The organism is Algibacter sp. L4_22, from assembly GCF_023473045.1.
GTDB lineage: Bacteria > Bacteroidota > Bacteroidia > Flavobacteriales > Flavobacteriaceae > Algibacter.
This window is the reverse complement of sequence record NZ_JAMCOK010000005.1, coordinates 242,137-266,258: the sequence shown is the minus strand read 5'-3', so window position 1 is coordinate 266,258 and position 24,122 is coordinate 242,137. Positions and strand designations below refer to the sequence as shown.

Sequence of the window (24,122 nt, the reverse complement as noted above, 5' to 3'; positions counted from 1 at the left end):
TAAAGACATAAAGATGTCTTCACTCTAACTTCAAATTTAAAATATTACAATTGTTTTTATTGACTTGAAAAAAAGTATAATTGACTCTATAAAACAAAAAAAGCCTGAATCTAAGATTCAGGCTTTTAATTATAAAAAATTTATATTTTGATTATCTAACTAATTGTTTTGTTGAAGGCTTAAACTTCGTTAAAACAATACCGTCTACAGCGGCTTCATATTCTGCCATAGTAGGAGTTCTACCTAAAATTGTAGATAATACTACAACTGGAGTAGATGATAATAAAGATTCGCCTTTTTTCTCACCAGTATCTTTTACAACTCTACCTTGGAATAAACGTGTAGATGTCGCCATAACCGTATCTCCTGGTTCTGCTTTTTCTTGGTTACCCATACAAAGGTTACAACCTGGACGTTCTAAATACAACATGTTTTCATACTTAGTACGTGCTAAACCTTTTGGTGCGCTATCATCAAATTCGAAACCTGAATATTTTACTAAAACATCCCAATCGCCTTCTGCTTTTAACTCATCAACAATATTATATGTTGGTGGAGCAACAACTAAAGGAGCTTTAAATTCAACTTTACCATATTGAGCCTCAACATTCTTTAACATTTGAGCTAATATTTTCATATCACCTTTGTGAACCATACAAGATCCTACAAAACCTAAATCTACTTTTTTAGTTCCTCCGTAATAAGATAATGGTCTAATATTATCATGTGTATAACGTTTAGAAACATCGTCGTTATTTACATCTGGATCTGCAATCATTGGTTCTGCGATTTCATCTAAATCGATAACAACTTCTGCATGATATTTAGCATTTGCATCTGGTCTTAAAGATGGTTTGATACCCGTTTTAAGCTCAGTAATTCTAGTATTTGCTTTATCAACAAGACCTTTAAGAACTTGTTTTGCATTATCCATACCTTTATCAATCATGATTTGGATACGACCTTTTGCTATTTCTAAAGATTCAATTAAAGTATCATCTTCAGAAATACAGATAGAAGCTTTTGCTTTCATCTCTGCAGTCCAATCTGTAAATGTAAAGGCTTCATCTGAAGTAAGTGTACCAATATGAACCTCAATGATTCTTCCTTGGAATACGTTTTCTCCTCCAAATTGCTTTAACATTTGAGATTGTGTAGCGTGTACTACATCACGGAAATCCATGTAAGATTTCATTTGCCCCTTAAAAGTAACTTTTACAGATTGCGGAATAGGCATAGAAGCCTCACCTGTAGCTAATGCTAAGGCAACCGTTCCTGAATCTGCTCCAAAAGCAACACCTTTAGACATACGTGTGTGAGAATCTCCACCAATAATAATATCCCAATCTCCTACTGTAAGATCGTTTAATACTTTATGAATAACATCTGTCATTGGGAAATACTTCCCTTTAGGATCACGACCGGTAATTAAACCAAAATCGTTCATAAAGCTCATTAATCTAGGAATGTTTGCTTTAGACTTATCATCCCAAACAGAAGCTGTATGACAACCAGATTGGTAAGCACCATCAACAATTGGAGAGATAACTGTAGCAGCCATCATTTCTAATTCTTGAGACGTCATTAAACCTGTAGTATCTTGAGAACCTACAATGTTTACTTCTACACGAACGTCTGAACCTGCATGTAAAACTTTACCTGGAGTTGTTCCTACAGCATTTTTATTGAATATTTTTTCAACAGCTGTAAGACCTTGCCCTTCAATAGAAATTTCTTTTGATGGCGCATATACAGGTACTACATCTACACCTAAAACTTTAGAAGCAAATGTTTGTAATTTTTTACCGAAAACAACAGCGTAAGAACCACCTGCCTTCATAAACTCCATTTTTTGTGGTGTAAATGCCGCAGAAATATCTTTTAACTCTTTATCTCCGTTATATAATTTTTTCTCTTTGGTATTAATAGTAAGTACAGTTCCTGTTTCTACAGAATACTCTTCTTTTAAAACTGGTTCCCCATCTTCATCACGAATAGTATTTCCTTCTGCATCTTTTTGTTGCACCCAGTTTTTAAGGTCTAAACCAATACCACCAGTTACACCAACTGTAGTTAAGAAAATTGGAGAAATTCCGTTTGTTCCAGCAATTACCGGAGCAATATTTATAAATGGTACATATGGGCTAGCTTTTACACCAGTCCATAATGCTACGTTGTTTACACCAGACATTCTTGATGAACCAACGCCCATTGTTCCTTTTTCAGCAATTAACATCACTCTTTTATCAGGATGTTGCGCTTGTACTGCTTTTAATTCGTTTTGTTGCTCTATGTTGTGCTCAAATAAACACTGACCGTGTAATTCTCTATCTGAACGTGAGTGCGCATCTCCTCCTGGAGATAATAAATCTGTAGAAATATCGCCAACTCCAGCAATAAATGTTATAACATCAATTTTTTCGTCAATTTCTGGAAGCTTTGTAAAAAACTCTGCTTTAGCATAACTTTCTAAAAGTTCCGTAGCAATAGCACTACCATTTTGGTAAGCTTTTTCTAAACGCTCCATATCTGCCTCGTAAAGGAAAACTTGCGTTTTTAATACTTTTGCAGCCTCTTGAGCTTTAGCAGCATCTGTACCTAAAGCTAAATCTAACAATACTTCAACTGAAGGTCCACCCTTCATGTGTGATAATTGTTCTAAAGCAAAAGCAGGTGTTATTTCTTTAACAACCGATTCACCTAAAATAATTTCCTTTAAAAACTTAGCTTTTACACCAGCAGCGCTTGTGGTTCCAGGTAAAACATTATAGATAAAAAAGTTAAGAGAATCTTCTCTATACTCATTATCCAAATCTTTTATTTGCCCTATTATTTCGCTTAGTAACTCAGCCCCATCAATAGGCTGTGGGTGAAGTCCTAGATCTTTTCTTTCTTCGATCTGCTTGATGTAATCCTTATAAGTGGTCATAAATAATATTTTTCTATTTAGTTTAAATACAGCTTTATAAAATAATAATTTTCTCTTCTTCTGCTTACATAAATGGCTATAAGAGTCATTTATTAGATTGTATCCTTACAAACAATACAAATGGATAACGAAAACGATATAGTTCTTTCCTCGTACAAATCTATATTATCGTTTCTTTTACCAATGATAGTTTTACGTTTTTATCAGAAAGTATTATGGTATTTCCAACAACTTCCCGTGTTGTATTAACACGTTTTGCCGTTATGGATTACATACCTCTAATTCACAAGATATCTAAAACCGTGTAACTTATTTATAAGTTCTGCAAACATAAAAAATTTATAGCAAAGTTTTAAAAAGAATTCACGTAATGCAATCAGCTATGATAATAAATTATTATAGTGACATCAGATTTTAATATGATTATGATTATCCTAATGTTTTATAATTATACTTGATGATTCTTTAAATTAATTTAAATAAACTTAATTATAAACTGAGAATTTGTTAATTAAATTATTGGATTTTCAAAAACTTAATACAGTAGGAAGAAAAAAGAGCAGAAATAGTATTAAGAATTCTGATAATAAAAAAGATTATAAATTTAAAGGCATCTAATTTTATTTTTTTTTTAGTGGATAACCAATCCTACTACAAACATGATTTCAAAAATTCTTATTGAGTTTTCTGGTATATGATGTTTACAAATCCCAAAGAAGCTCTTGATTCTATTTATGAACATCAACCAGACCTTATTCTATTAGATTTGAACATGCCAAATATAGACGGTTGGCAATTTTTAGAACGTCTTAATTCTACCCAACACAAATCGAAAATTATTATTTTAACGTCAAGTACAAGTGTTTTTGATAAAGAAAAAGCTAAAAACTACTGTAACGTTATTGATTTTTATAGCAAACCTCTAAACCCGGAGAATACAATAAGTATATTAAACCGTTTTAATTCAATTAAAACTTAAAATAAACTTTTAATAATATCTATTTCTGAAACACCTTCAGCCTCAGCTTTATAGTTTTTAATAATTCTGTGCCTTAAAATCCCTTCAGCCACAGCTTGTACATTTTCAATATCTGGAGAGAACTTACCATTTACTGCTGCATGTGTTTTTGCTGCTAAAATTAAGTTTTGAGAAGCTCTTGGGCCTGCACCCCAATCTAAATAATTTTTAACAATTTCTGGAGCTGTATCACTATTTGGTCGCGTTTTCCCTACCATAGAAACTGCATATTCTATAACATTATCTGCTACAGGAATACGACGAATTAAATGCTGAAAATCGACAATTTCTTTTGAAGAAAACAAGGCGTTAACCGTTACTTTTTCATCATTAGTGGTTGCTTTTACAACTTGAACTTCCTCCTCAAAAGTGGGGTAATCTAAATTAATAGCAAACATAAAACGGTCTAATTGTGCTTCTGGTAAAGGATATGTTCCTTCCTGCTCAATTGGGTTTTGTGTTGCCAAAACAAAATAAGGCAAATCTAATTTATAATGATGTCCCGCAACTGTTACAGAACGTTCTTGCATAGCCTCTAAAAGTGCGGCTTGTGTTTTAGGAGGTGTTCTATTAATTTCATCTGCTAAAATGATGTTAGCAAAAATAGGCCCTTTTATGAATTTAAAATGACGGTCTTCATCCAAAATTTCACTACCTAAAATATCACTAGGCATTAAATCTGGTGTAAACTGAATACGTTTAAAATCTAATCCTAAAGCTTGCGCTATTGTATTTACCATTAAGGTTTTTGCTAAACCAGGCACACCAATAAGTAACGCGTGACCTCCTGAGAAAACAGAAATTAAAATTTGATTTACAACAGCATCTTGACCAATAATTACCTTAGCAACTTCGGTTTTTAATGCCTTAAATTTATTTACAAATTGTTCAATGGCAGCAACATCGGTCATAGAATTAGTTTTTTAACCAGTTACTAGAAAACTCGCAATCTCTGTATTTAGATCCAATTTTAATATAAGTATCTGCTATTTTTTCTTTTTGCCAATCTTCGATGGCCTTAATTTTCTTTTCGTCTAAAGCAAGTTCTCTAATTTTTAAGTAATCTCTAGCATAATTAGCTTCATGCTCATCTATTCTATCGGTTACTCTTAATATTTTATACTTAATATTCCCTGTTCTATCTTGCTCTGTTAAAACTAAACTAACTTCGCCTTCTTTTAAATCTTGAATCTGAGAATATAACTCAGGATCCATTTTAGTTAATTCGAAATTATAATCCTGTGTTGCAGGGTTTATTAATTGTCCGCCATCATTACGTGTCTCTTTTTCGTCACTTGCTTCGCGAGCCGCTTCTGCAAAAGTAATATCACCTTTTTCAATACGATCTCTAACTTTTTCAAGACGTTCTTTAGCTTCCGCTATAGCTTCATCTGAAACCTTAGGCGTTAATAAAATATGACTTACATCGTATTCTTGACCTCTAATTTTATCTACCGTTATAATATGGTAACCAAAATCAGATTTAAATGGCTCAGAAATTTCACCTTCTTGAAGTGCAAATGCCACTTGTCTAAATTCCTTAACCATTCTAGGTTTTTTCTTATTCAAGGTATATTTACCACCACGACTAGCAGAACCAGGATCTTCAGAATACAATACCGCTTTAGAACGGAAACTTGCACCTTTTTCAACAATATCGGCCTTAAACTGTTTTAATCTGTCTATTACACGTTGCTCTTCATCTTCTGATACTTTAGGTTCCGAAACAATTTGAGCTACTTTAAGTTCTGTTCCAAACGTTGGACGATCTTCTTTAGATATTTTTGAGAAAAATAAACGAACTTCTTCTGGAGTCACCTCAATTTCCGAAACAATTTTAGCTTGCATTTCCTTAGCTAACTTATTCTTCTTATTGATTTCGAACATTTCTTCTCGAACCGCTTTCTCGCTATCTTTTTCATAAAGCGCTAACAAACGTGTCATATCACCATTTAATTCAGCTAAAAACTGCTCCATTTGGTAATCCACCATACTGCGTATTTCCGCATCAGAAACTATAATACTATCTTGTATAGCATGGTGTGCATACAATTTATCTTCTAATAGTTTTCCAAATAACTGGCACGGCTCAATGTCTTTTACACTAACACCTTGTGCTTCTAATTGCAAATACGTTTTATCAACATCAGATTCTAAAACAATAAAATCTCCAACAACCGCAGCAACCGCATCTACTTTTTGCTTTTTGTAATCGCTTTGCACCTCGCTTTTCACGTTTTGAGCTAAACTCGTAGAGTCCACTTTTACGTCAACTTCTTCTTCAATAATTTCTTGTGCAAATGCTGCATTTCCTATACATAGTAAAGCAACAGTAATAAATTTCAAGTTATTTATAAATTTCAAATTCTTTATTTTTAATAGCATCCTTAGTAATGTCTTTTTCTAATTTTTTAATCAGTTCTAATTTACGCTTATTTTTAACAATTTGGTTAATTGTTGGCGTTACAAATTCCAGCGGCGCCGTATCATTTCTTCCTAAAACATCATTAATTTGCATCAAATATACTCCTAATGAATCTTTGAGCTGTACAAAATTAGATTTTTTTAACAGTTGATTTTTATTTTCGGGTGTAATAGCAGGAATTTTACTAACAACCTGACTTACTTTTATCCAAATAGAATCGTTTAACGAATAGGATTTAAATTGAATAGACATAGAATCTAACTCCTTTTTATCGGTTTCAGTGAAACGCTTAAATCTTTTTACAATACCACTGTAATCAATAATATTTTCATCTACATGAATATATCTAAATTTAATTAATTCTTCATTCAACTTAAAAACATCTTTATTTAGGTCATAATAAGCTTCTGCCTTATTTCGATCAACTACAGTATCAATACTTCTATTAACTAAAGCCTCAATATATGCCTTAGTGTATAAATCTGTTTTATATTGTTTCACCAATTTATCAAATCTTGCTTGTTTCTCCTCACTTAAATTAAGCAAAGCGCCATCTAAAAGCAGTTGCTTTGTAGCCCAATTTTTAATATAGTTATCAACTAAAACTGCACTATCTTCTTTTGTAGTGGCTTCGGAAACTAATTGTGAGACATCCTCTTCGTATAGATACGAATTATTAACTCTGGCAATTGGTGTGCGATTATCTTCCTCGTTTCTAAAAAAATCGCAGGATACCATTAATGACGCTAAAATTATAAAAATGATTATTCTTTGCATCTATTGTTTTTCTATTTGAGATTTCACCTTTTTCAATACGTCCTTATTTATAACCACTTTATACTTATCGGCTAAAGTTTTTACCCATTTTTCTTCTTTATCGTTTTGATAATCTGAAATAACAGAGCCTTTTGCCTCTTCTAGAGTTTTTTGAGCTTTTGGTAAAATTTCTTTAACCTGAATAACTTCGAAAGCATCGTTATGCTTGAAAATTTTAGAAACACCTTTTTTAAACTTAAACCCTTTTGGTATTGTTTGATGCTCTGCATCCATAATTCCTGAAGTAAAAATAACTTCAACGGCATCGTTACTATTCACTAAGTTTTTAATACGCTCTAAACTCATATCTTCAGAAAGTAATTTCGAAACTTTTTTCAATGTTTTTTGTTTCGATGAAGAAGCGACTACGGCATCTATTCGTTTTGGTGAAATATAATTACTTCTATTTAAATCGTAGAATTCTTGAATCGCAACAGAATCTGTTTTTGCAGCATTCCAAATGGTGTTTTCCATTAAGTCGAAAAGCAATAAACCATCACGATACTCCATAATAATATTTGCAAATTCTGGATTTACATTCTCCAAATTTTCTTCGTGATAATCCACTAAACTCATGTTAAAAAATTCTATATACTTTTCTTCTACAATAGCTTTAAAAGGTGTGTTATTACGTAGATTACGTTGGGTTTTTACTAAAAAATCACCAAAATCTTTATATTTAAATTCCTTCTCGCCTATTGTAAACAAGGTTTTTGTTGCTTCAAAACTCGATGGTAATTTCCATTTGCGTTTATAATAATCTTCATTTAAAACCGATACAAAATAATCAAGATTTGGTTGCTCACCACTTACTTTATACGTTTCTTTTAGTTTACTGTACAACGCATTATCAATACGCTTAGAACGCTCGTCACGTTTTACTTTCTGAACCAATTCTGTTTTTAATTCCTTAAAATCTGCAACTGGCTTTTTATTGTATAATTTAACAATATGCCAACCGTATTGGGTTTTAAAAGGTTTGGATACTTCGCCTATTTCCTTTAATCCAAAGGCAACATCTTCAAATTCTGTAGCACTTAATTGTCCGCCAGAAAACGCAGGCATTAATCCGCCTTTTGAAGCCGAACTTTTATCATCAGAAAATTGCTTAGCCAAAGCCTCAAAATCTTCACCTTGATTTATTTTTTTATAAATATCTTGAATTCTAGTTTCAGGATCTTCTGCTCCTACATCGCCTTCCTTTTTTACGATCATAATATGCGCTACGGTAAGCTCGCCACGAGATTTACGTTTATCCTGTACATTAACAATATGGTATCCAAAACGCGTTCTAAATGGCTGAGAAGTTTCTCCAACTGCAGTATTAAACGCTGCATTTTCAAAAGCATAAACCATTTTAAAACCGTTAAACCAGCCCAATTGTTCTGCAATTATTGTTTTTCCATCGGCTTTTTGCTTCATTGTATTTGCAAAACCTTCAGCTAAAGTTGCTTCACGTAATTTGTTTATTTTATTATAAGCAGCCAAAGTATCTGTAGGATTAGCGTCTTCGGCTAATAACACTAAAATATGTTGTGCCTTAACCTCGTTAGAAATACGATTGTAAGCCTCTTCTACTAAAGCTTCGGTAACCGTATTATCCGTCATAAAATTTTTAGCCAACTGCTTTCTATAACTTAGCAACTCACGTTTGTAAGTTCGTTTTTCGTCTAACCCAAGAGTTTTAGCTTCCTTTAATTTAAGCTTATAATTTGTGAAAAGTTTGAGATACTCATCTACATTTTTCTTTGATTCATCTTGTACTAAATCCAAGTTTTTATTATAAACATTCATAAACTCAGATACATAAACCGGATCGCCACCAACCTCAAATAAAACTTCTTCACCCGTTGTTTGTGCATTTGATAAAAAACATAAAAAGAACGAAACTAGAATAAAAAAATATTTAAACTTCATCTGAAAATATAAATTTTTAATAAAAACAAAAATAGTAATATATAGCTATAAAGCAAGTTGCTTTAACAAACGTTTAAAAAAGAAATATATTACACTTTTTAAAGTATATTTGAAACTAATTTAGCACACTAATAAGCATGCGTAAACTTAAACTTATCTGGGATTTTAGAGGGCCGAATGGTCAAAAAATAGCAGAACACCACGTAATCCATTTAAAAGAATATATCAAACTCGAAAAACTCGACATAACCATTACGGGTATTGAGGTTTTAAGTGAAATGCATTGCATTGCTTTTTTAGTAGTTGATGAGGCGGATATGAAACCGATTCGTGATGCTTTAAAACCGCACCGCGGACAAGTTTACACGACCTAGCTGCAACTTAGTTATAAAAGCCTTTTATGTTTACATTCTCGTAATTATGGGTTAAAAACCTTAAAGTATGCCTTAAAATATCTCCCATATTTTTACAATTTCTAAATTCGATATCCTGGGTATAATCGAAAATTTTAGTTTTTAATAAAGTGATATTCTCCTCGTTAGAAATGGTATCTTCATCCATACAAGTCAATAATGCCTCTATTCTATCACGAAAACTTTTGAACCTTTTTACTAATATGGAACGCTCTTCTATTTTATATTGATCGATAGAGAGTTTTTGTACCCTCTCGGTAACCAGCTCTACCATTTTTAAATTTTCTTTAAAAAATTGTGGCCTGTAAATATTAAGTTTTCCTTCATAACATTGCTGATCGAAATCTATTGCGCGAATATTATAAACTACATGATCAAAATCGTGTGTAGGCACAATTACGTAATTATAAGATCTCATATCGCCTAAAAGCCTTATCATACAACGTTCGTTAAACTTTACAAACTCTTTAGCTATCTGCGTTTTCTCCGATTTACTGCATTTTGGTAAAAAGTTTTTTATAAACTCATCGCCTGGAATTCCAACAATATGCTCTTCAATTAACGTGTTTTCGTAAATTAGAAAATTCAAATTATAAGGCGAAAGCATATGCTCTAATTCTAGCCCGTAAATTCGTGATGCATCTGCTATTTTTATATAAAAATAAGTGTAATTATCGTTTAAAATATTACGAACTTTTATACGGAAAGGCTTAGAGTTTCCGAAGGTGCAAAAATCTATAGCATCCACACTTAAAAACTGAAAAATATTTTCGTTTCCATCAGAATGTAAAATGGTATATACTTTTTTTAGAGAATGCTCAATTTCTTCACGCTCAAACTCATTGTAATACACCCGAATCCAGAGCGTATCATTATCATCCTTATCATAAACCACTATCGAGCCTTGAAAACGCAATAAATCGTCGTAAAAAATAGGGATTTTTGTATTCCTATTATATTCCGAGAGATAATCATGCAATTTTGGCGTTATCGGATATGATGGTTTCCTTTTCGATATTTTTAAATCTTCCATAGAATGTAAATATATCTAAAAATAAAATATTTTTCTATTAATTAAAGTGATCTAATCTGATTATTATTTTTTAATTAAAAATTGAAATCATTAATTTATGATGCGATTCAATATATTTTAAAGCTTTTATTTCTTTTCTTGTAACAAATTAGAAAACGGGTCGTCGTACTAAAAAACTAACACATGCCAACGTTTAAAAACTCAGGCTTTAAAAACTACATAGTTTGGAATCTATATTAACCATCAAGAATCTCACCAAAAAATTCGGTTATTTAACAGCCGTTAAAGATTTATCTTTCACCATTAACAAAGGCAATGTCTACGGCATTCTGGGCCCAAATGGTAGCGGAAAATCGACCACTTTAGGCATTGTTTTAAATGTAGTAAACAAAACAGAAGGTAGTTTTCACTGGTTCGATGGCAACACCTCAACACACGATGCTTTAAAAAAGGTAGGAGCCATTATTGAGCGCCCTAATTTTTACCCATACATGACGGCTGCACAAAACCTGAAATTGGTTTGTAAAATAAAAGGTGTTGGTTTAAATAAAATTGAAGAAAAACTTGAAGTTGTTGGCCTTTTAGATAGAAAAGATCATAAATTCAGTACGTTTTCTTTAGGAATGAAACAACGCTTAGCTATTGCTTCTGCCCTATTAAACGATCCTGAAATTTTAATTTTAGATGAACCTACAAACGGATTGGACCCGCAGGGTATTCATCAAATTAGAGAAATCATTAAAGAAATAGCATCTAAAGGCACCACTATTTTATTGGCTTCACATCTATTAGATGAAGTTGAAAAAGTATGCTCGCATGTAGTTGTTTTACGTAAAGGTGTAAAACTATATTCTGGCCGTGTAGATGAAATGATTTCTAGTCATGGTTTTTTTGAATTGAAATGTAATAAACCAAATGAATTATTAGCCTTTATTGAAAACCATCCATCATTTACGCATACAAAAACTGAAGATGGTTTGATTACTGCTTTTCTAAAAGAACCTTTAAGTTCTGAAGATTTCAATAAACAACTTTTTGAAAACGGTATTATCCTCACACATTTAGTGCAGCGTAAAGAAAGTTTAGAAGAACAATTTTTACAATTAACCGACAACAACTAATACATCCAAAAGCAAAGCACATGTTACGACTTTTAAACCTAGAATTACAAAAGCTTTTATTAAATAGAACTAGCAAAATTTTAATTTTTGTTTCGTTTATTTTACCTTTTTTCGTAATTCTTTTATCATCTATAAAAATAAATGTTTTTGGTTTCTTCACCTTAGAGCTTGGAGAACTAGGTGTTTTTAACTTTCCAATAATTTGGCATTTAACCACCTTTTTTGCTTCGCAGTTTAAGTTCTTTTTCGCTATTGTAGTGGTAAGCATGATTGGTAACGAATACAGTAACAAAACCATAAAACAAAACTTAATTGACGGCTTAAGCAAAAAGGAATTTATTTTATCCAAATTCTATGCTATTGCTTTTTTCTCCTTAATTTCTACAGTGTTAATTGGGCTTATATCACTTTGTATTGGCTTGTATTATTCTAGCTATACCGAATTCGGAATTATTATTAGAGAAACCAATTTTCTATTGGCTTATTTCGTAAAATTATTAGGTTTTTTCAGCTTGTGTTTATTTTTAGGAATGCTCGTAAAACGTTCTGCTTTTGCATTAGCATTCTTATTTATTTTGTTTATTTCTGAATGGATTATTTTCGGATTAATTACATGGCAATTCGATCATCATGTGGCTACTAAAATCCAAAACTTCTTCCCTTTACAATCTATGTATAATTTAATAGAACAACCTTTTCAACGCGTGGCAATGTCCAAATTCCCTGAAAAGGCAGAACTAGCTTACGATTATTTAGTCCATTGGTATGAAATCGCTATTGTTCTTGGCTGGACCGCACTATTTGTATTTTTATCGTTTAAATTATTAAAAAAGCGCGATTTGTAATATATTTGATAGCTATTGCTATTATCTAGATGAAAAAAAACATACTACTCGCATTATTCTTTTTAGTTGGATTTAACATCTACGCTCAAAGTGAAGCATCTACCTGGTATTTTGGTTACAACAGCGGCATTAAATTTGATTTAGCCTCTAATAGTATTTCAACTTTATCCGATGGAAAATTAAACACATATGAAGGTTGTGCAACTATTTCTGATGAATTTGGAGATTTACTTTTCTATACAGATGGAACAACTGTTTGGAATAGAAACCACGATATCATGAACAATGGTAGTGGTTTATTTGGAGATCCTTCGAGTACGCAATCGGCTATTATTGTTCCCAAACCAGACGATGAAAATATTTACTACATTTTTACTGTAGACGACCACAATAATAACGAAACCCATTTTGGATTAAATTATTCTGAAGTTGATATTACACTAGATGGTGGCTTGGGAGAAGTTACTACTAAAAACGTTAATTTATTAAACGATTGTTCTGAGAAAATAACCGCCGTTTTAAAAGATTGTATCACCAATTCTATTTGGGTTATTGCTTTTGCATCGGTCGATGGAAACGAGGGAGATTTAGACACTTTTTATGCTTACGAAGTTGATAACACTGGCGTACAAAACGCTCCTATTAAATCGACATTTAAATTACCGTCTTCCATTTTTATAGATTATCGAGGCTATTTAAAACTATCTCCAGATGGCACTAAGATGGCATGCAGTAACGTACAAAACGGTATGTATTTATACGATTTTGATGTAGCGACAGGAATTGTTAGCAACCAGGTACTTATACCTATATCAGGTTCTGCAAATAAAGCCTATGGTCTAGAATTTTCTCCTAATAGTGAGTTACTTTATGCTAGCACATATAACGATTTCTCGGATAACAGTAATCCCCAAAACAATGAAAACCCTGCCAACCATGAATCGAAGCTTATTCAATATAATTTACTCGCACCAGATATTATAAATTCTGCTGTAGTTCTGGATGATAGACAACTTTTTCGAGGTGGTTTACAACTTGCTCCAAACGGAAAAATCTATAGGGCACTAAGTTCTACTTACAGACAAGGTTTACCATATTTAGCGGTAATAAACAATCCAAACGAATTAGGAGTAGCAAGTAATTATCAGCATAATGCCGTAAACTTATCGCCTAACTTATCCTCGCAAGGTTTACCTCCTTTTATTCAGTCTTTTTTCAATACAAAAATTGATATTATTCAAAATGAAAAAAGCACTGTTAATTTAGATTTGTGCGAAAACGATACTTATACCCTAGCAGCCGATGATATTACTGACGCCACATATACTTGGTCTGTAGATGGTTTACCGCTTGCTGAAACTAGTGCTAACCTATTTATAGATACCAGCGGACATTACGAAGTTTATATCGACCCGAATAACGGCGACTGTGCTTTAGAAGGAGAAGCTTATGTGAATTTTAACGAAAATCCCGTAGCCTTCAATTACACTTTATTACAATGTGATGAAGATGGATTAAAAGACGACAGAACTACCTTTGTTTTAAACGAAGCCAACGAAGCTGTAGCAGGAAATGTGGCAGACTTAGAAACTCGTTTTTATTCAGATAGCGCCAGAACTATAGAAATAGATGGTACGAGCTATAATAACACATCTAACCCACAAATTATTTATGCTGAAGTCTATAATACAGCAACCACTTGTTTTGATTATTCTGAATTAACCATTGCTGTAAGCTCCACCGATTCTAAAGATGCCGAGTTAATTTTATGCGATGATGATGGAACTGAAGATGGTTTTCAAACCTTTGATTTAAATGATGCCGATATACAACTTACAGATGGATTACCTGCTGGTTTAACTATTTTGTATTTTGAAAATTATACGGATGCCTTATTAGAAGAAAACAACCTAAACAACATTTACACCAATATAACAGCTTACTCACAAACCCTTTATGCACGTATAGAAAATGCTAATAACTGTTATGGCATAAGCGAAATTGTACTTACAGTTAATAACCTTCCCGAAATAGAAACCGAAGCTTTATTTTATTATTGCATTAATAAATTCCCAGAAACCATTGCTATTAGTGCAGGTTTAATAAACGATACTCCTAACAATTACACATACAATTGGTCGACATCTGAGAATACATACACCATAAATATCAATGAAACAGGCACGTATAATGTTACCGTTACAAATGCTGCTGGATGTTCTAAAAGTAGAATAATTACTATTGAAGGAGCCAATATTGCAACCATAGATAATATTGAAATTAAAGATGTATCTAAAAACAATAGTATTACTGTTATAGCTTCCGGTGAAGGTGATTATGAGTATAGACTATTAGATAGTAATAATGTGGTAATTGCTCCATACCAAAGTGAACCCGTTTTTGAAAATGTTTTCCCTGGTGTTTATACCATTTCGGTAAAGGATACAAAAAACGATTGTGGTGCTGTTAATCAAAAAGCACATGTTATAGGATTTCCAAAGTTTTTCACACCTAATAATGATGGTTTTCATGATACATGGAAAATCTACGGTGTATCAAGTGACAATCAACCCAACTCGGAAATTTTAATTTATAACCGCTACGGAAAATTATTAAAAACATTAAGCCCTGAAGACACCGGATGGAACGGTCGTTTTAATGGCGCATTATTACCTGCCGATGATTATTGGTTTGCTATTCAATTGGAAGATGGCCGTATATACAAAGACCATTTCACTTTAAAATATTAACTTTTGAAAATAAATAAATTCTCCCTTGTTATACTGATAAGCTTTGCTTTTCAAATAAACATTTCTGCTCAAAACCCTACAGATTGTAGCGATGCTGTTATAGTATGTGGTAATTCTAACATTAACTTAAATGTAAACGGAATTGGTACTCAAGAACTCGGTTTTGGACAAAACTGTAGCAGTCAAGAAAACAATAGTGTTTGGCTAAAAGTTACCCCAATAACCGATGGTACACTTGGCTTTACACTAAAACCCTCTAGCAGTTCTATAAACGAAGATTACGATTTTTTTGTATTTGGTCCAAATGCCGACTGTAATAATTTAGGATTAGCAATTAGATGCTCTACCACCAACCCATCTTCTTCTGGAGCCACCAATAATTACACAGGTATGGATGGCACCGCTAGTGATACTTCTGAAGGACCAGGCGCTAACGGTAACAGTTTTGTAAGTTGGCTTAATGTAACAGCTGGAGATACCTATTTTATAGTTATAGATAGACCTATTGGTAATAGTGCCTTTAATTTAGAATGGACAGGAACTGCCGAGTTTTCAGACCCACCGACAGATGCTTCAACAGCAAGTTCTATCTCAAAAAATATTGAAAATTGCGATGTTACCTTACCTTATAATGACGGTTTTACAGCCTTCAACTTAGAAGAAAATACACCTTTAATTACAGGAACCCAAACGGATGCTATCATTACATATCATGATTCTGAAAGCGATGCTATAATAGGCATTAATCCACTGAGCTCGCCTTATACAAATACTTCCAATCCGCAAACCGTATACGCTAGAATTACAAACAATTCTACGGGCTGTTTCGAAATATCAGAATTTGACCTAATTGTAAACACAGGACCACGTTTTGTAGAACCATCAGATTATGTTCTTTGTGATAATCTAGACGATGGAAATGATAAAAACGGACGCATAACTTTCACCTTATCTTCAAAAAACGGTGAAATTTTAGATGGACAAGACCCTAATAATTTCAATCTTACTTATTATGAATCTTCAGCTGATGCTGAATCAAAAACAGATCCGCATCCTGATTCATATTACAATACAACGGCTTTTAACGAAGTTATATTTGTTCGTATTGAAGATAAAATAAATCCGTTATGTAGAAGTATAACCTCTTTCAATTTAATTGCAAATCCTAATCCGGAAGCATATAACGATACTTTACTTCAATGTGATGAAGATGGCACGGCTGATGGTTTTACAAATTTCAATTTAACTGAGGCTGAAGCAAATTTAACAGGTAACACACCGGATAGATCTGTACGTTTTTTTACAGATAATGCTAAAGCGTTAGAAATAAATGGTGATGCTTTTTTAAACAGCCAAAATCCACAAATTATTTATGTTGAAGTCACTAATACACTAACTGGATGTTTTAGTTTTTCTGAATTAACATTGGCAGTAAGCACAACAAATTCAAACAATGCGGCGCTTGCTTTATGCGATAATGATGGTGTAGAAGATGGCTTGGAAACTTTCAACTTAAACGATGCCGATAACCAAGTTATTAATGGACTTCCAGCTGGTTTAAATATCTTTTATTATAAAACCTATGATGATGCTCTACTAGAAACAAATGAATTAAATTCAAACTACACCAATACAGTAGCCTACAACCAAACTATTTTTGCTAGAGTAGAAAATGCCAATAATTGCTATGGTATTAGTGAGGTTGAACTTACAGTGGCTAAATTACCAGAAATTGACTCAGATGCTCTTTTATATTATTGCTTAAACACATACCCTGAGTACATAGAACTTAATGCCAGTATAGTAAACGATTCGCCTAATAATTATAGCTACAATTGGTCTACAGGAGAAACCACTTATACAATAAACGTTAATGAAGTTGGTGTTTATAATGTTACTGTAACAAACTCCACGGGTTGCTCAAAAACGAAAACAATAACCGTTGAAGCTTCTGGCATTGCGGAAATTAACGATATAAAAGTAGAAGATGTTTCTAACAACAACACCATTACCGTATCAACTTCTGGTGAAGGCATTTATGAGTATCGATTAATTGACAGTAATAATGTGGTGGTGGTTCCATACCAAAGTGAATTTGTGTTTGAAAACGTCCGTCCAGGTGTTTATAACGTATCTGTTAAAGACGCAAAAAACGATTGTGGTGTTGTAAATGAAAAGGTATTTGTTATAGGGTTTCCTAAATTTTTCACACCAAACAATGATGGCTTTAATGATACTTGGCAAGTTTACGGTATTTCGAGCCAAAACCAACCCAACTCCGAGATTACAATTTATAACAGGTTTGGTAAATTAATTAAGACATTAAGCCCTTTGGAAAATGGTTGGAACGGATTATTTAATGGTCACAAATTACCAAGTGATGATTATTGGTTTTCAATTAAACTTGAAGATGGTAGAATATTTAAAGATCATTTTACGTTAAAGTATTAACCTAGCAGCCCTAAAACCTTATTAAATTGCAGTTTACCTTAATTTTTAAAATTTCAATTGAAAAACGAATACTTTTGATACATTAATAGCAACTATTCAAATCCTGATAACAGCTTTCTAAACATGAGGTTTTTCTATTCTTTCTTAATTTCAGTCTTATGTTTTAGTCAATTTTCTAATGCACAAAAAATATCTGTAGACAGTAGTGTAGGATTACAATCTCTAGTTGAAGATAATTTAGTAGATGGCTGTGTTGATATTTCAAATATTCAATCCGTTATAAACGGGTCTTCGTATGGTTTTGAAAGTTATGGTTATTTTGAGCGTGCGGGCTCTAACTTCCCTTTTGAACGTGGCATTATGCTATCTACTGGAGCTGCAAATTCTGGTGGAAACGAACTTATTACACCTCCACTAAGTGAAGGCTCTTCCGTTTGGGGAACAGATCCCGATCTAGAAACTGCCTTAGGAACATCAAACACGCAAAATGCAACATCAATTGAGTTTGATATTGTTTCAATTTCTGGACAATTTCAATTTAACTATCTATTTGCTTCCGAAGATTATGATGGTATAAATCCATGTCAAGTTTCCGATGGTTTTGCTTTTCTAATAAAAGAAACAGGAAGTGCTGCTCCTTACGAAAACATAGCCATTATTCCTGGTACAACAACACCTGTAAACACAAGCACCGTTCACCCTAATTTATTACCCGCATGTGCTGCCGAAAATGAGGAATATTTTGCAGGTTATAATAATGGAGACACAAATTATATAGGTAGAACAACCGTTTTAACTGCATCTACAACAATTACACCTTATGTATCTTACCATGTAAAACTGGTTATTGCAGATCAAACAGATGGTACTTTTGATTCTGCTGTATTTATTGAAGGAGACAGTTTTAAAATACTCGATTTAGGAGATGATATTACTAGCTGTGAAAGCTCGGCGCTTTTGAATGGTGATATTAATAATTCTTTTGCTTCTTATAAATGGTTTAAGGATAATATTGAAATCACTGGAGCCTTAATGCCAACCTACACTGCTATTGAAAGTGGGACATATAGAGTTGAAGTAACTGTCACTTTAAATGGAAGTAACTGTATTGAAGAAGATGAAATAGTTGTCGTTTTAAATACTGAAGAAGCAATTACACCAATTACAGATTACGAATTATGCGATGACAGCAGTGGTGATGAAATTGAAATTTTCGATCTATCAACAAAATCGGCTGAATTAATTGCTAATATTCCGTTTACAAACTATACCTTCTCGTATCACTATTCTGAAACGGAAGCACGAACTAACACCAACAGAATATTAACACCAATACCGAATTCCTTATCAAACCCACAAAATATTTTTGTTCGTATTGAAGATACAAGCTCTGGTTGCTTTGCTTATACTAACTTCGATCTTATTGTTAATCCATTACCAATAATAACTGAACCTACAGATTTAGAAGTTTGTGATACAGATAATTTATCTGATGGTTATGCCATAATTGATTTAACTCAAAAAGACACCGAAATAACCCAAGGAAACAGCGCTTTATTGGTAACCTATCATTACAGCCAACCAGATGCGGATACTGGTGCAAACCCAATACCAACGCCTTATCAAAACATAAATACTCCAAACGAACGCGTTTATGCTAGAATACTTAACCCTGAAACAGGTTGTTTAAACTACACAGAACTTAATATTAATATCACCATAAGCCCTGTTGTAAATAGAGATACACAATTTTTAAATGCTTGTGATAGTGATCTAGATGGTTCTGCCAGTTTCGATTTAACACAATCTATAGCAGATATTCTAGGAGGTCTAACAGGTGTTACAGTTACATTCCACGAAAGTCTTAATAATGCACAAACTGGTAGTAATCCTATAGCAGACGAAACGAACTATCAATACACAAATGCAGTAGCCGAACCTGGATATAGAATTCTATATGTTCGTATTGTTGACGATTCAACCGGTTGTCCAACAATTGTTCCGCTAGAAGTGCATACAAATTTACTTTTAACTGGAACGGACACGGGGTTCTTCGCAATTTGTGATACAAATGAAGACCCAGACGACATAATACAATTCAATCTAAACTCTGTAGAAACTTATATTGCAAACGAATTACCTAACCCCATTGTTGTTAGCTTTTTTGAAGAAGAAACAGATAGGGATGCCAATATAAATGCGCTTGACAAAACAGCTTTATTTACTGCTGAAAGTCCTACCACACTTTTTATTACTATAGAAGATACCGACAGTGGTTGTTCTGAGTTTTCGGATATTACATTAGTTATTAATCCCGTTTTATTATTTGAACCATCCGTACCTTTACCATATTGTGATTCCGACGATGATGGTTTTGTTAGTATTGATCTACATTCATTAGACAACATTGTATTAAATGATAACCCTAATTTTGAAGCAACTTATTTTGGCGAACTTTCGCATGCTGAAAACAACACAAACCAACTACCACCTTTCTACACGAATACAAATAGTTTAGAAACAATATATGCTCGTATAGAACATGTAGCAACAGGATGCGCAACAATTAATCCTTTCCAAATTGAAATACTACTAGCTCCAGCCGCTACAACCCCTTCCGACTTTGTAATTTGCGACGACGATGACGATGCTTTTTCTATTATTAATCTAGAAGATAAAAATGGCGAAATAGTTGTAGATCCTTCGATACTCATCTTCAGCTATTATACCAGCTTAGAAGATGCAAATAATTTAACAAATCCAATAGAAACGCCAACATCATATAATGCTGAATCGCAAACCGTATACGTTAGAGTAGAAAGTAGCACTAGTAGCTCTGGTTGTTATAATATTGTTGAACAACAAATTATTGTTAATACATTACCCAACCCTCCAGAAATTACAAACTATGAAATATGCGAAGTAGACGGAGATAGAACGGCGGACTTTTTATTAGTTGAAAAGGACACCGAAATTTTAAATGGGCAACTCGGAAAAGAAGTCTATTATTTTGAAGATATTGCACTTACAATGCCTATTGATAAAAACAGTATTTACAACAACACAACACCATCGCAAACCATTTATGTTAGCGTTCAGAATATCACAGATGCCAATTGCTTTAAAACAACATCGTTTACTATTCAAGTAGCCCCTGAACCAGTTTACAATGCACCAGTTCAATATTTAATATGTGATGATATTAGCAACGACGAAATTGCAGTATTCGACCTTGATACAAAAACAGAAGAAATAACAAAAGATATACCAGATGCATTAAACATTTCCTATCACTTAACCGAGTTAGAAGCTGAAAACAATACGAATGCCTTAACGGACTCGAATTACACCAACGCTGTAAACCCACAAACTATATATGTGCGAATTGAAAGTGATGATTCCTTATGTTTTGTAGTAGAAACACTTAGTTTAAATATCATTTCTGCACCAGATATATCTGAAGTTACAGGACCATTAATAAGTTGTGATGAAGATTATGATGGCATTACATCTTTTAATTTAGAAGATGCCGAGTTTGAAATTTACGATAGAATTCAATCAAACCTTGTAATTAATTATTATGAAAATCTTAATGATATAAATGATAATGGTTTTGATAACACAAATGAAATTTTAGATCCAACAGCATTTGATTCCAATACACAAACAGTATACATAAAAGTAACGAATACATTAACAGGGTGTTTTAGTGTTATTCCGCAGGATTTGAATGTAAATCCTCCGCCAGAAATATTAAACATAGGTACAATCTCGATTTGCGATAATACAACTGATACTTACGATTTATCACAAGTAGATTTGCACCTAGTAGATGATACAAGCACCGTTACTATTTCATACCATGAAACCGAAGAAGCAGCGGAAAGAAATGAATTACCTCTGGAAAGCATGTATAAATACACTAATTTAAATCAAACACTTTTTGCACGAGTGACTGATATTGCTAACAGCTGCCACATTGTTACGTCCTTTAACTTAAGAGTCTATGTTAATCCACGGGCCTCAAGTACTCCTGCGGATTTAATAGAATGTGATGATGATTTCGATGGTCTTTTTGAATTCGATTTAACGAATGCTAATTCAATTATTCTTGGCAGTCAAGACCCAAGTACGCACGTAATTACCTATTACAATAATGTTACCGATGCCGACGAAAAGATAAATACTATAAGTAGTTTATATACCGCAGAAAATGGAGAAACAATTTATGCTAGATTAGAGTCTAGTGTTACTAAATGTTACGACATTACTCAATTTAACACATATATTAATCCTTTACCTCTTATTGATATAGATAAAATTATTCCTATCTGTAACGATTCCCCTATTACTGTTAGTGCTAATACAGGTCAATCTAGCGATACTTATTTATGGTCTACTGGAGAAACAACATCAGAAATTATTATTCAACCAAATGCTCCTGGAAATTACAGTGTAACCGTAACAAGATCTTATCCTATAGGTAATTCTTGTTCTAACAGCGCTGATTTTATAGTTGCAGAATCAGATTCTGCTATTATTGATATTGCACCACCAACAACAAATTTTACAGACCCTAATAGCATAACAGTAAATATTCGTTCTGGAGGAATTGGCGATTATGTTTATATTCTAGACGATGGTGAATCACAAACCTCTAACGTTTTTACAGATGTGCCTTATGGTGAGCACCTTGTAACCGTCCGAGATTTAAATGGTTGCATGGACGAAACTAGAAGTGTATTTATTTTTGATATACCTAAATTCTTTACACCAAACAACGATTTATTTAATGATACTTGGCACGTAGTTGGAGCAAATCAATTACCAGGAACCGTTGTATATATTTATAATCGTTATGGCAAACTATTAAAAACACTCACCCATTCATCCGATGGTTGGGATGGGACTTTTAATGGCTATAATATGCCATCGGATGATTACTGGTATTTGGCTCAAATAATTCAGAATGGAAATGCTTTTGATTTGCGAGGTCATTTTGCTTTGAAACGCTAATTATAAAAAGCTCCCACTATTTAAAAATTATAATTTAATCTATCACACCTAAGTTTTTACCAACTTTTATAAAAGCATTTACAGCTTTATCCATATGGGCTTTAGTATGTGCTGCAGATAAGTGTACTCTTATTCGAGCCTTATCTTTTGGTACTACAGGATAAAAGAACCCTATAACATAAATACCCTCTTCTAAAAGCATGTTAGCCATATCTTGAGAATACTAAGCACCATATAACAAATCCCGAATTCTTTCGAATAAAAACTTCATTCTAAAACTCTCAAGGAATAAAAAAACCGAAGCTAATAGCTTCGGTTTTAAAAAAATTATTTTGAAAGACTCTTAGTTATAGTTTGAAGTGCTTACTTCAAAAGTAGAATCTTTAGCCGCTAAATAACGTTCTGCATCTAAAGCAGCCATACATCCCGTACCTGCAGCTGTAACAGCTTGGCGGTATACGTGATCTGCAGCATCTCCACAAACAAAGACTCCTTCAACATTTGTTAAAGCACGACCTGGTACATTTTTAATGTATCCTGTTTCGTCCATATCAATAAAGTCTTTAAAGATATCTGTATTAGGTTTATGCCCAATAGCTACGAAAAATCCTGTTGCAGGAATATCTTGAGTTTCTTTCGTTTTATTATTTGAAACTCTTACTCCAGTAACTACTTGTCCGTCACCTAAAACTTCTTCTGTTTCCGTATTGAATAAAATTTCAATATTTTCTGTGTTTTTAACACGAGCAGCCATAATTTTAGACGCTCTAAATTCGTCTCTACGCACTAACATTGTAACTTTTTTACAAAGTTTAGATAAATAGTGAGCTTCTTCACAAGCAGAATCTCCTGCTCCTACAATAACAACCTCATGGTTTCTATAGAAAAACCCATCGCAAACAGCACAAGCAGAAACACCTCCACCTAGCTTTAAATATTTTTGTTCAGATTCTATACCTAAATATTTAGCCGAAGCTCCTGTTGAAATAATTACAGTATCGCAGTGTATTTCTTTAGTATCATTTACCCAAACTTTATGTACATCACCAGAGAAATCAACTTTAGTAACCCAACCATCACGCACATCTGTTTCAAAACGTTCTGCTTGTTTTTGTAATTCCATCATCATTTGAGGTCCTGTAACTCCTTCTGGATAACCTGGGAAATTTTCAACTTCGTTTGTTGTTGTTAATTGACCTCCTGGTTGTATTCCTTGATATAACACAGGACTCATATTAGCTCTAGCGGCATAAATTGCTGCTGTATATCCCGCAGGTCCCGATCCTATAATTAAGCACTTTACTTTTTCTATTGTATCAGACATAATTACTATTAAATTTTGATTAAGACCAATTTAACTATGAAATTGGTACAACAAAAGTAGAATT

Annotated in this window: 14 protein-coding genes and 1 pseudogene; 7 read left to right on the top strand and 8 right to left on the bottom strand. The window is 33.0% G+C overall.

Annotated elements, in window-relative coordinates:
• Window positions 1-151 precede the first annotated feature (151 nt).
• Window positions 152-2,929 (bottom strand): bifunctional aconitate hydratase 2/2-methylisocitrate dehydratase, encoded by a 2,778-nt coding sequence (locus M4I23_RS14565; RefSeq protein ID WP_249754910.1) that lies wholly within the window; start codon window positions 2,927-2,929, stop codon window positions 152-154.
• A 694-nt stretch (window positions 2,930-3,623) separates the two neighbouring features.
• On the opposite strand from M4I23_RS14565, the gene M4I23_RS14560 reads away from it, so the two are divergent.
• A complete protein-coding gene (locus tag M4I23_RS14560; protein WP_249754909.1) occupies window positions 3,624-3,908 on the top strand; it encodes a response regulator in 285 nt (94 codons plus the stop codon).
• Here M4I23_RS14560 and M4I23_RS14555 read toward each other — a convergent pair.
• From M4I23_RS14555 to M4I23_RS14540, 4 genes are read right to left on the bottom strand one after another with little or no spacing between them, the layout of a single operon-like run.
• Window positions 3,905-4,858 (bottom strand): MoxR family ATPase, encoded by a 954-nt coding sequence (locus M4I23_RS14555; RefSeq protein WP_249754908.1) that lies wholly within the window; start codon window positions 4,856-4,858, stop codon window positions 3,905-3,907. The two genes, M4I23_RS14560 and M4I23_RS14555, sit on opposite strands and share 4 nt — an antisense overlap.
• A gap of 4 nt (window positions 4,859-4,862) precedes the next feature.
• Window positions 4,863-6,311: a peptidylprolyl isomerase gene (locus M4I23_RS14550; RefSeq protein WP_306799995.1), complete on the bottom strand. Its 1,449-nt coding sequence runs from the start codon at window positions 6,309-6,311 to the stop codon at window positions 4,863-4,865.
• A complete protein-coding gene (locus M4I23_RS14545; protein WP_158848646.1) occupies window positions 6,295-7,149 on the bottom strand; it encodes a peptidyl-prolyl cis-trans isomerase in 855 nt (284 codons plus the stop codon). Before M4I23_RS14545 ends, M4I23_RS14550 begins: the two co-directional genes overlap by 17 nt.
• Window positions 7,150-9,105 (bottom strand): peptidylprolyl isomerase, encoded by a 1,956-nt coding sequence (locus M4I23_RS14540; RefSeq protein ID WP_249754906.1) that lies wholly within the window; start codon window positions 9,103-9,105, stop codon window positions 7,150-7,152. It abuts the gene before it with no gap.
• Window positions 9,106-9,242: 137 nt separating this feature from the next.
• Between M4I23_RS14540 and M4I23_RS14535 the strand changes: the two genes are divergently transcribed.
• The gene (locus tag M4I23_RS14535; protein ID WP_158848643.1) at window positions 9,243-9,479 is read left to right on the top strand and encodes a hypothetical protein; all 237 of its coding nucleotides are present in this window, start codon (window positions 9,243-9,245) and stop codon (window positions 9,477-9,479) included.
• 7 nt (window positions 9,480-9,486) lie between these two features.
• Here M4I23_RS14535 and M4I23_RS14530 read toward each other — a convergent pair whose 3' ends face one another.
• On the bottom strand, window positions 9,487-10,551 hold the full coding sequence (locus tag M4I23_RS14530) for a hypothetical protein (protein ID WP_158848641.1): 1,065 nt from the start codon (window positions 10,549-10,551) through the stop codon (window positions 9,487-9,489).
• A 224-nt stretch (window positions 10,552-10,775) separates the two neighbouring features.
• On the opposite strand from M4I23_RS14530, the gene M4I23_RS14525 reads away from it, so the two are divergent.
• The 5 genes from M4I23_RS14525 to M4I23_RS14505 all read left to right on the top strand — a co-directional run bounded on the left by M4I23_RS14525 (window position 10,776) and on the right by M4I23_RS14505 (window position 22,734).
• Window positions 10,776-11,672, top strand: a complete 897-nt coding sequence (locus tag M4I23_RS14525) for an ABC transporter ATP-binding protein (protein WP_158848638.1) — start codon at window positions 10,776-10,778, stop codon at window positions 11,670-11,672.
• Window positions 11,673-11,692: 20 nt separating this feature from the next.
• Window positions 11,693-12,517 (top strand): ABC transporter permease, encoded by an 825-nt coding sequence (locus tag M4I23_RS14520; protein ID WP_158848636.1) that lies wholly within the window; start codon window positions 11,693-11,695, stop codon window positions 12,515-12,517.
• A 29-nt stretch (window positions 12,518-12,546) separates the two neighbouring features.
• Complete coding sequence (locus M4I23_RS14515) at window positions 12,547-15,267, top strand: T9SS type B sorting domain-containing protein (RefSeq protein WP_249754905.1); 2,721 nt, start codon at window positions 12,547-12,549, stop codon at window positions 15,265-15,267.
• Window positions 15,268-15,270: 3 nt separating this feature from the next.
• A complete protein-coding gene (locus M4I23_RS14510) occupies window positions 15,271-17,718 on the top strand; it encodes a T9SS type B sorting domain-containing protein (RefSeq protein ID WP_249754904.1) in 2,448 nt (815 codons plus the stop codon).
• Window positions 17,719-17,841: 123 nt separating this feature from the next.
• Window positions 17,842-22,734 carry a T9SS type B sorting domain-containing protein gene (locus tag M4I23_RS14505; protein WP_249754903.1) on the top strand — a complete coding sequence of 1,631 codons (4,893 nt, stop codon included), beginning with the start codon at window positions 17,842-17,844 and terminating at the stop codon, window positions 22,732-22,734.
• 34 nt (window positions 22,735-22,768) lie between these two features.
• Here M4I23_RS14505 and M4I23_RS14500 read toward each other — a convergent pair.
• Window positions 22,769-22,975: pseudogene (locus M4I23_RS14500) on the bottom strand (glycine C-acetyltransferase); the annotation flags it as partial.
• 102 nt (window positions 22,976-23,077) lie between these two features.
• The gene (trxB, locus tag M4I23_RS14495; RefSeq protein ID WP_158848628.1) at window positions 23,078-24,058 is read right to left on the bottom strand and encodes a thioredoxin-disulfide reductase; all 981 of its coding nucleotides are present in this window, start codon (window positions 24,056-24,058) and stop codon (window positions 23,078-23,080) included.
• Window positions 24,059-24,122 lie beyond the last annotated feature (64 nt).

What these genes read in the sequence shown, in the direction of transcription:
- M4I23_RS14520 (WP_158848636.1), top strand. Translation starts at nt 11,693, where the DNA reads ATGTTACGACTTTTAAACCTAGAATTACAAAAGCTTTTATTAAATAGA.
- M4I23_RS14545 (WP_158848646.1), bottom strand. Translation starts at nt 7,149, where the DNA reads ATGCAAAGAATAATCATTTTTATAATTTTAGCGTCATTAATGGTATCC.
- M4I23_RS14530 (WP_158848641.1), bottom strand. Translation starts at nt 10,551, where the DNA reads ATGGAAGATTTAAAAATATCGAAAAGGAAACCATCATATCCGATAACG.
- M4I23_RS14540 (WP_249754906.1), bottom strand. Translation starts at nt 9,105, where the DNA reads ATGAAGTTTAAATATTTTTTTATTCTAGTTTCGTTCTTTTTATGTTTT.
- M4I23_RS14535 (WP_158848643.1), top strand. Translation starts at nt 9,243, where the DNA reads ATGCGTAAACTTAAACTTATCTGGGATTTTAGAGGGCCGAATGGTCAA.
- M4I23_RS14505 (WP_249754903.1), top strand. Translation starts at nt 17,842, where the DNA reads ATGAGGTTTTTCTATTCTTTCTTAATTTCAGTCTTATGTTTTAGTCAA.
- M4I23_RS14560 (WP_249754909.1), top strand. Translation starts at nt 3,624, where the DNA reads ATGATGTTTACAAATCCCAAAGAAGCTCTTGATTCTATTTATGAACAT.
- M4I23_RS14555 (WP_249754908.1), bottom strand. Translation starts at nt 4,858, where the DNA reads ATGACCGATGTTGCTGCCATTGAACAATTTGTAAATAAATTTAAGGCA.
- M4I23_RS14565 (WP_249754910.1), bottom strand. Translation starts at nt 2,929, where the DNA reads ATGACCACTTATAAGGATTACATCAAGCAGATCGAAGAAAGAAAAGAT.
- trxB (WP_158848628.1), bottom strand. Translation starts at nt 24,058, where the DNA reads ATGTCTGATACAATAGAAAAAGTAAAGTGCTTAATTATAGGATCGGGA.
- M4I23_RS14515 (WP_249754905.1), top strand. Translation starts at nt 12,547, where the DNA reads ATGAAAAAAAACATACTACTCGCATTATTCTTTTTAGTTGGATTTAAC.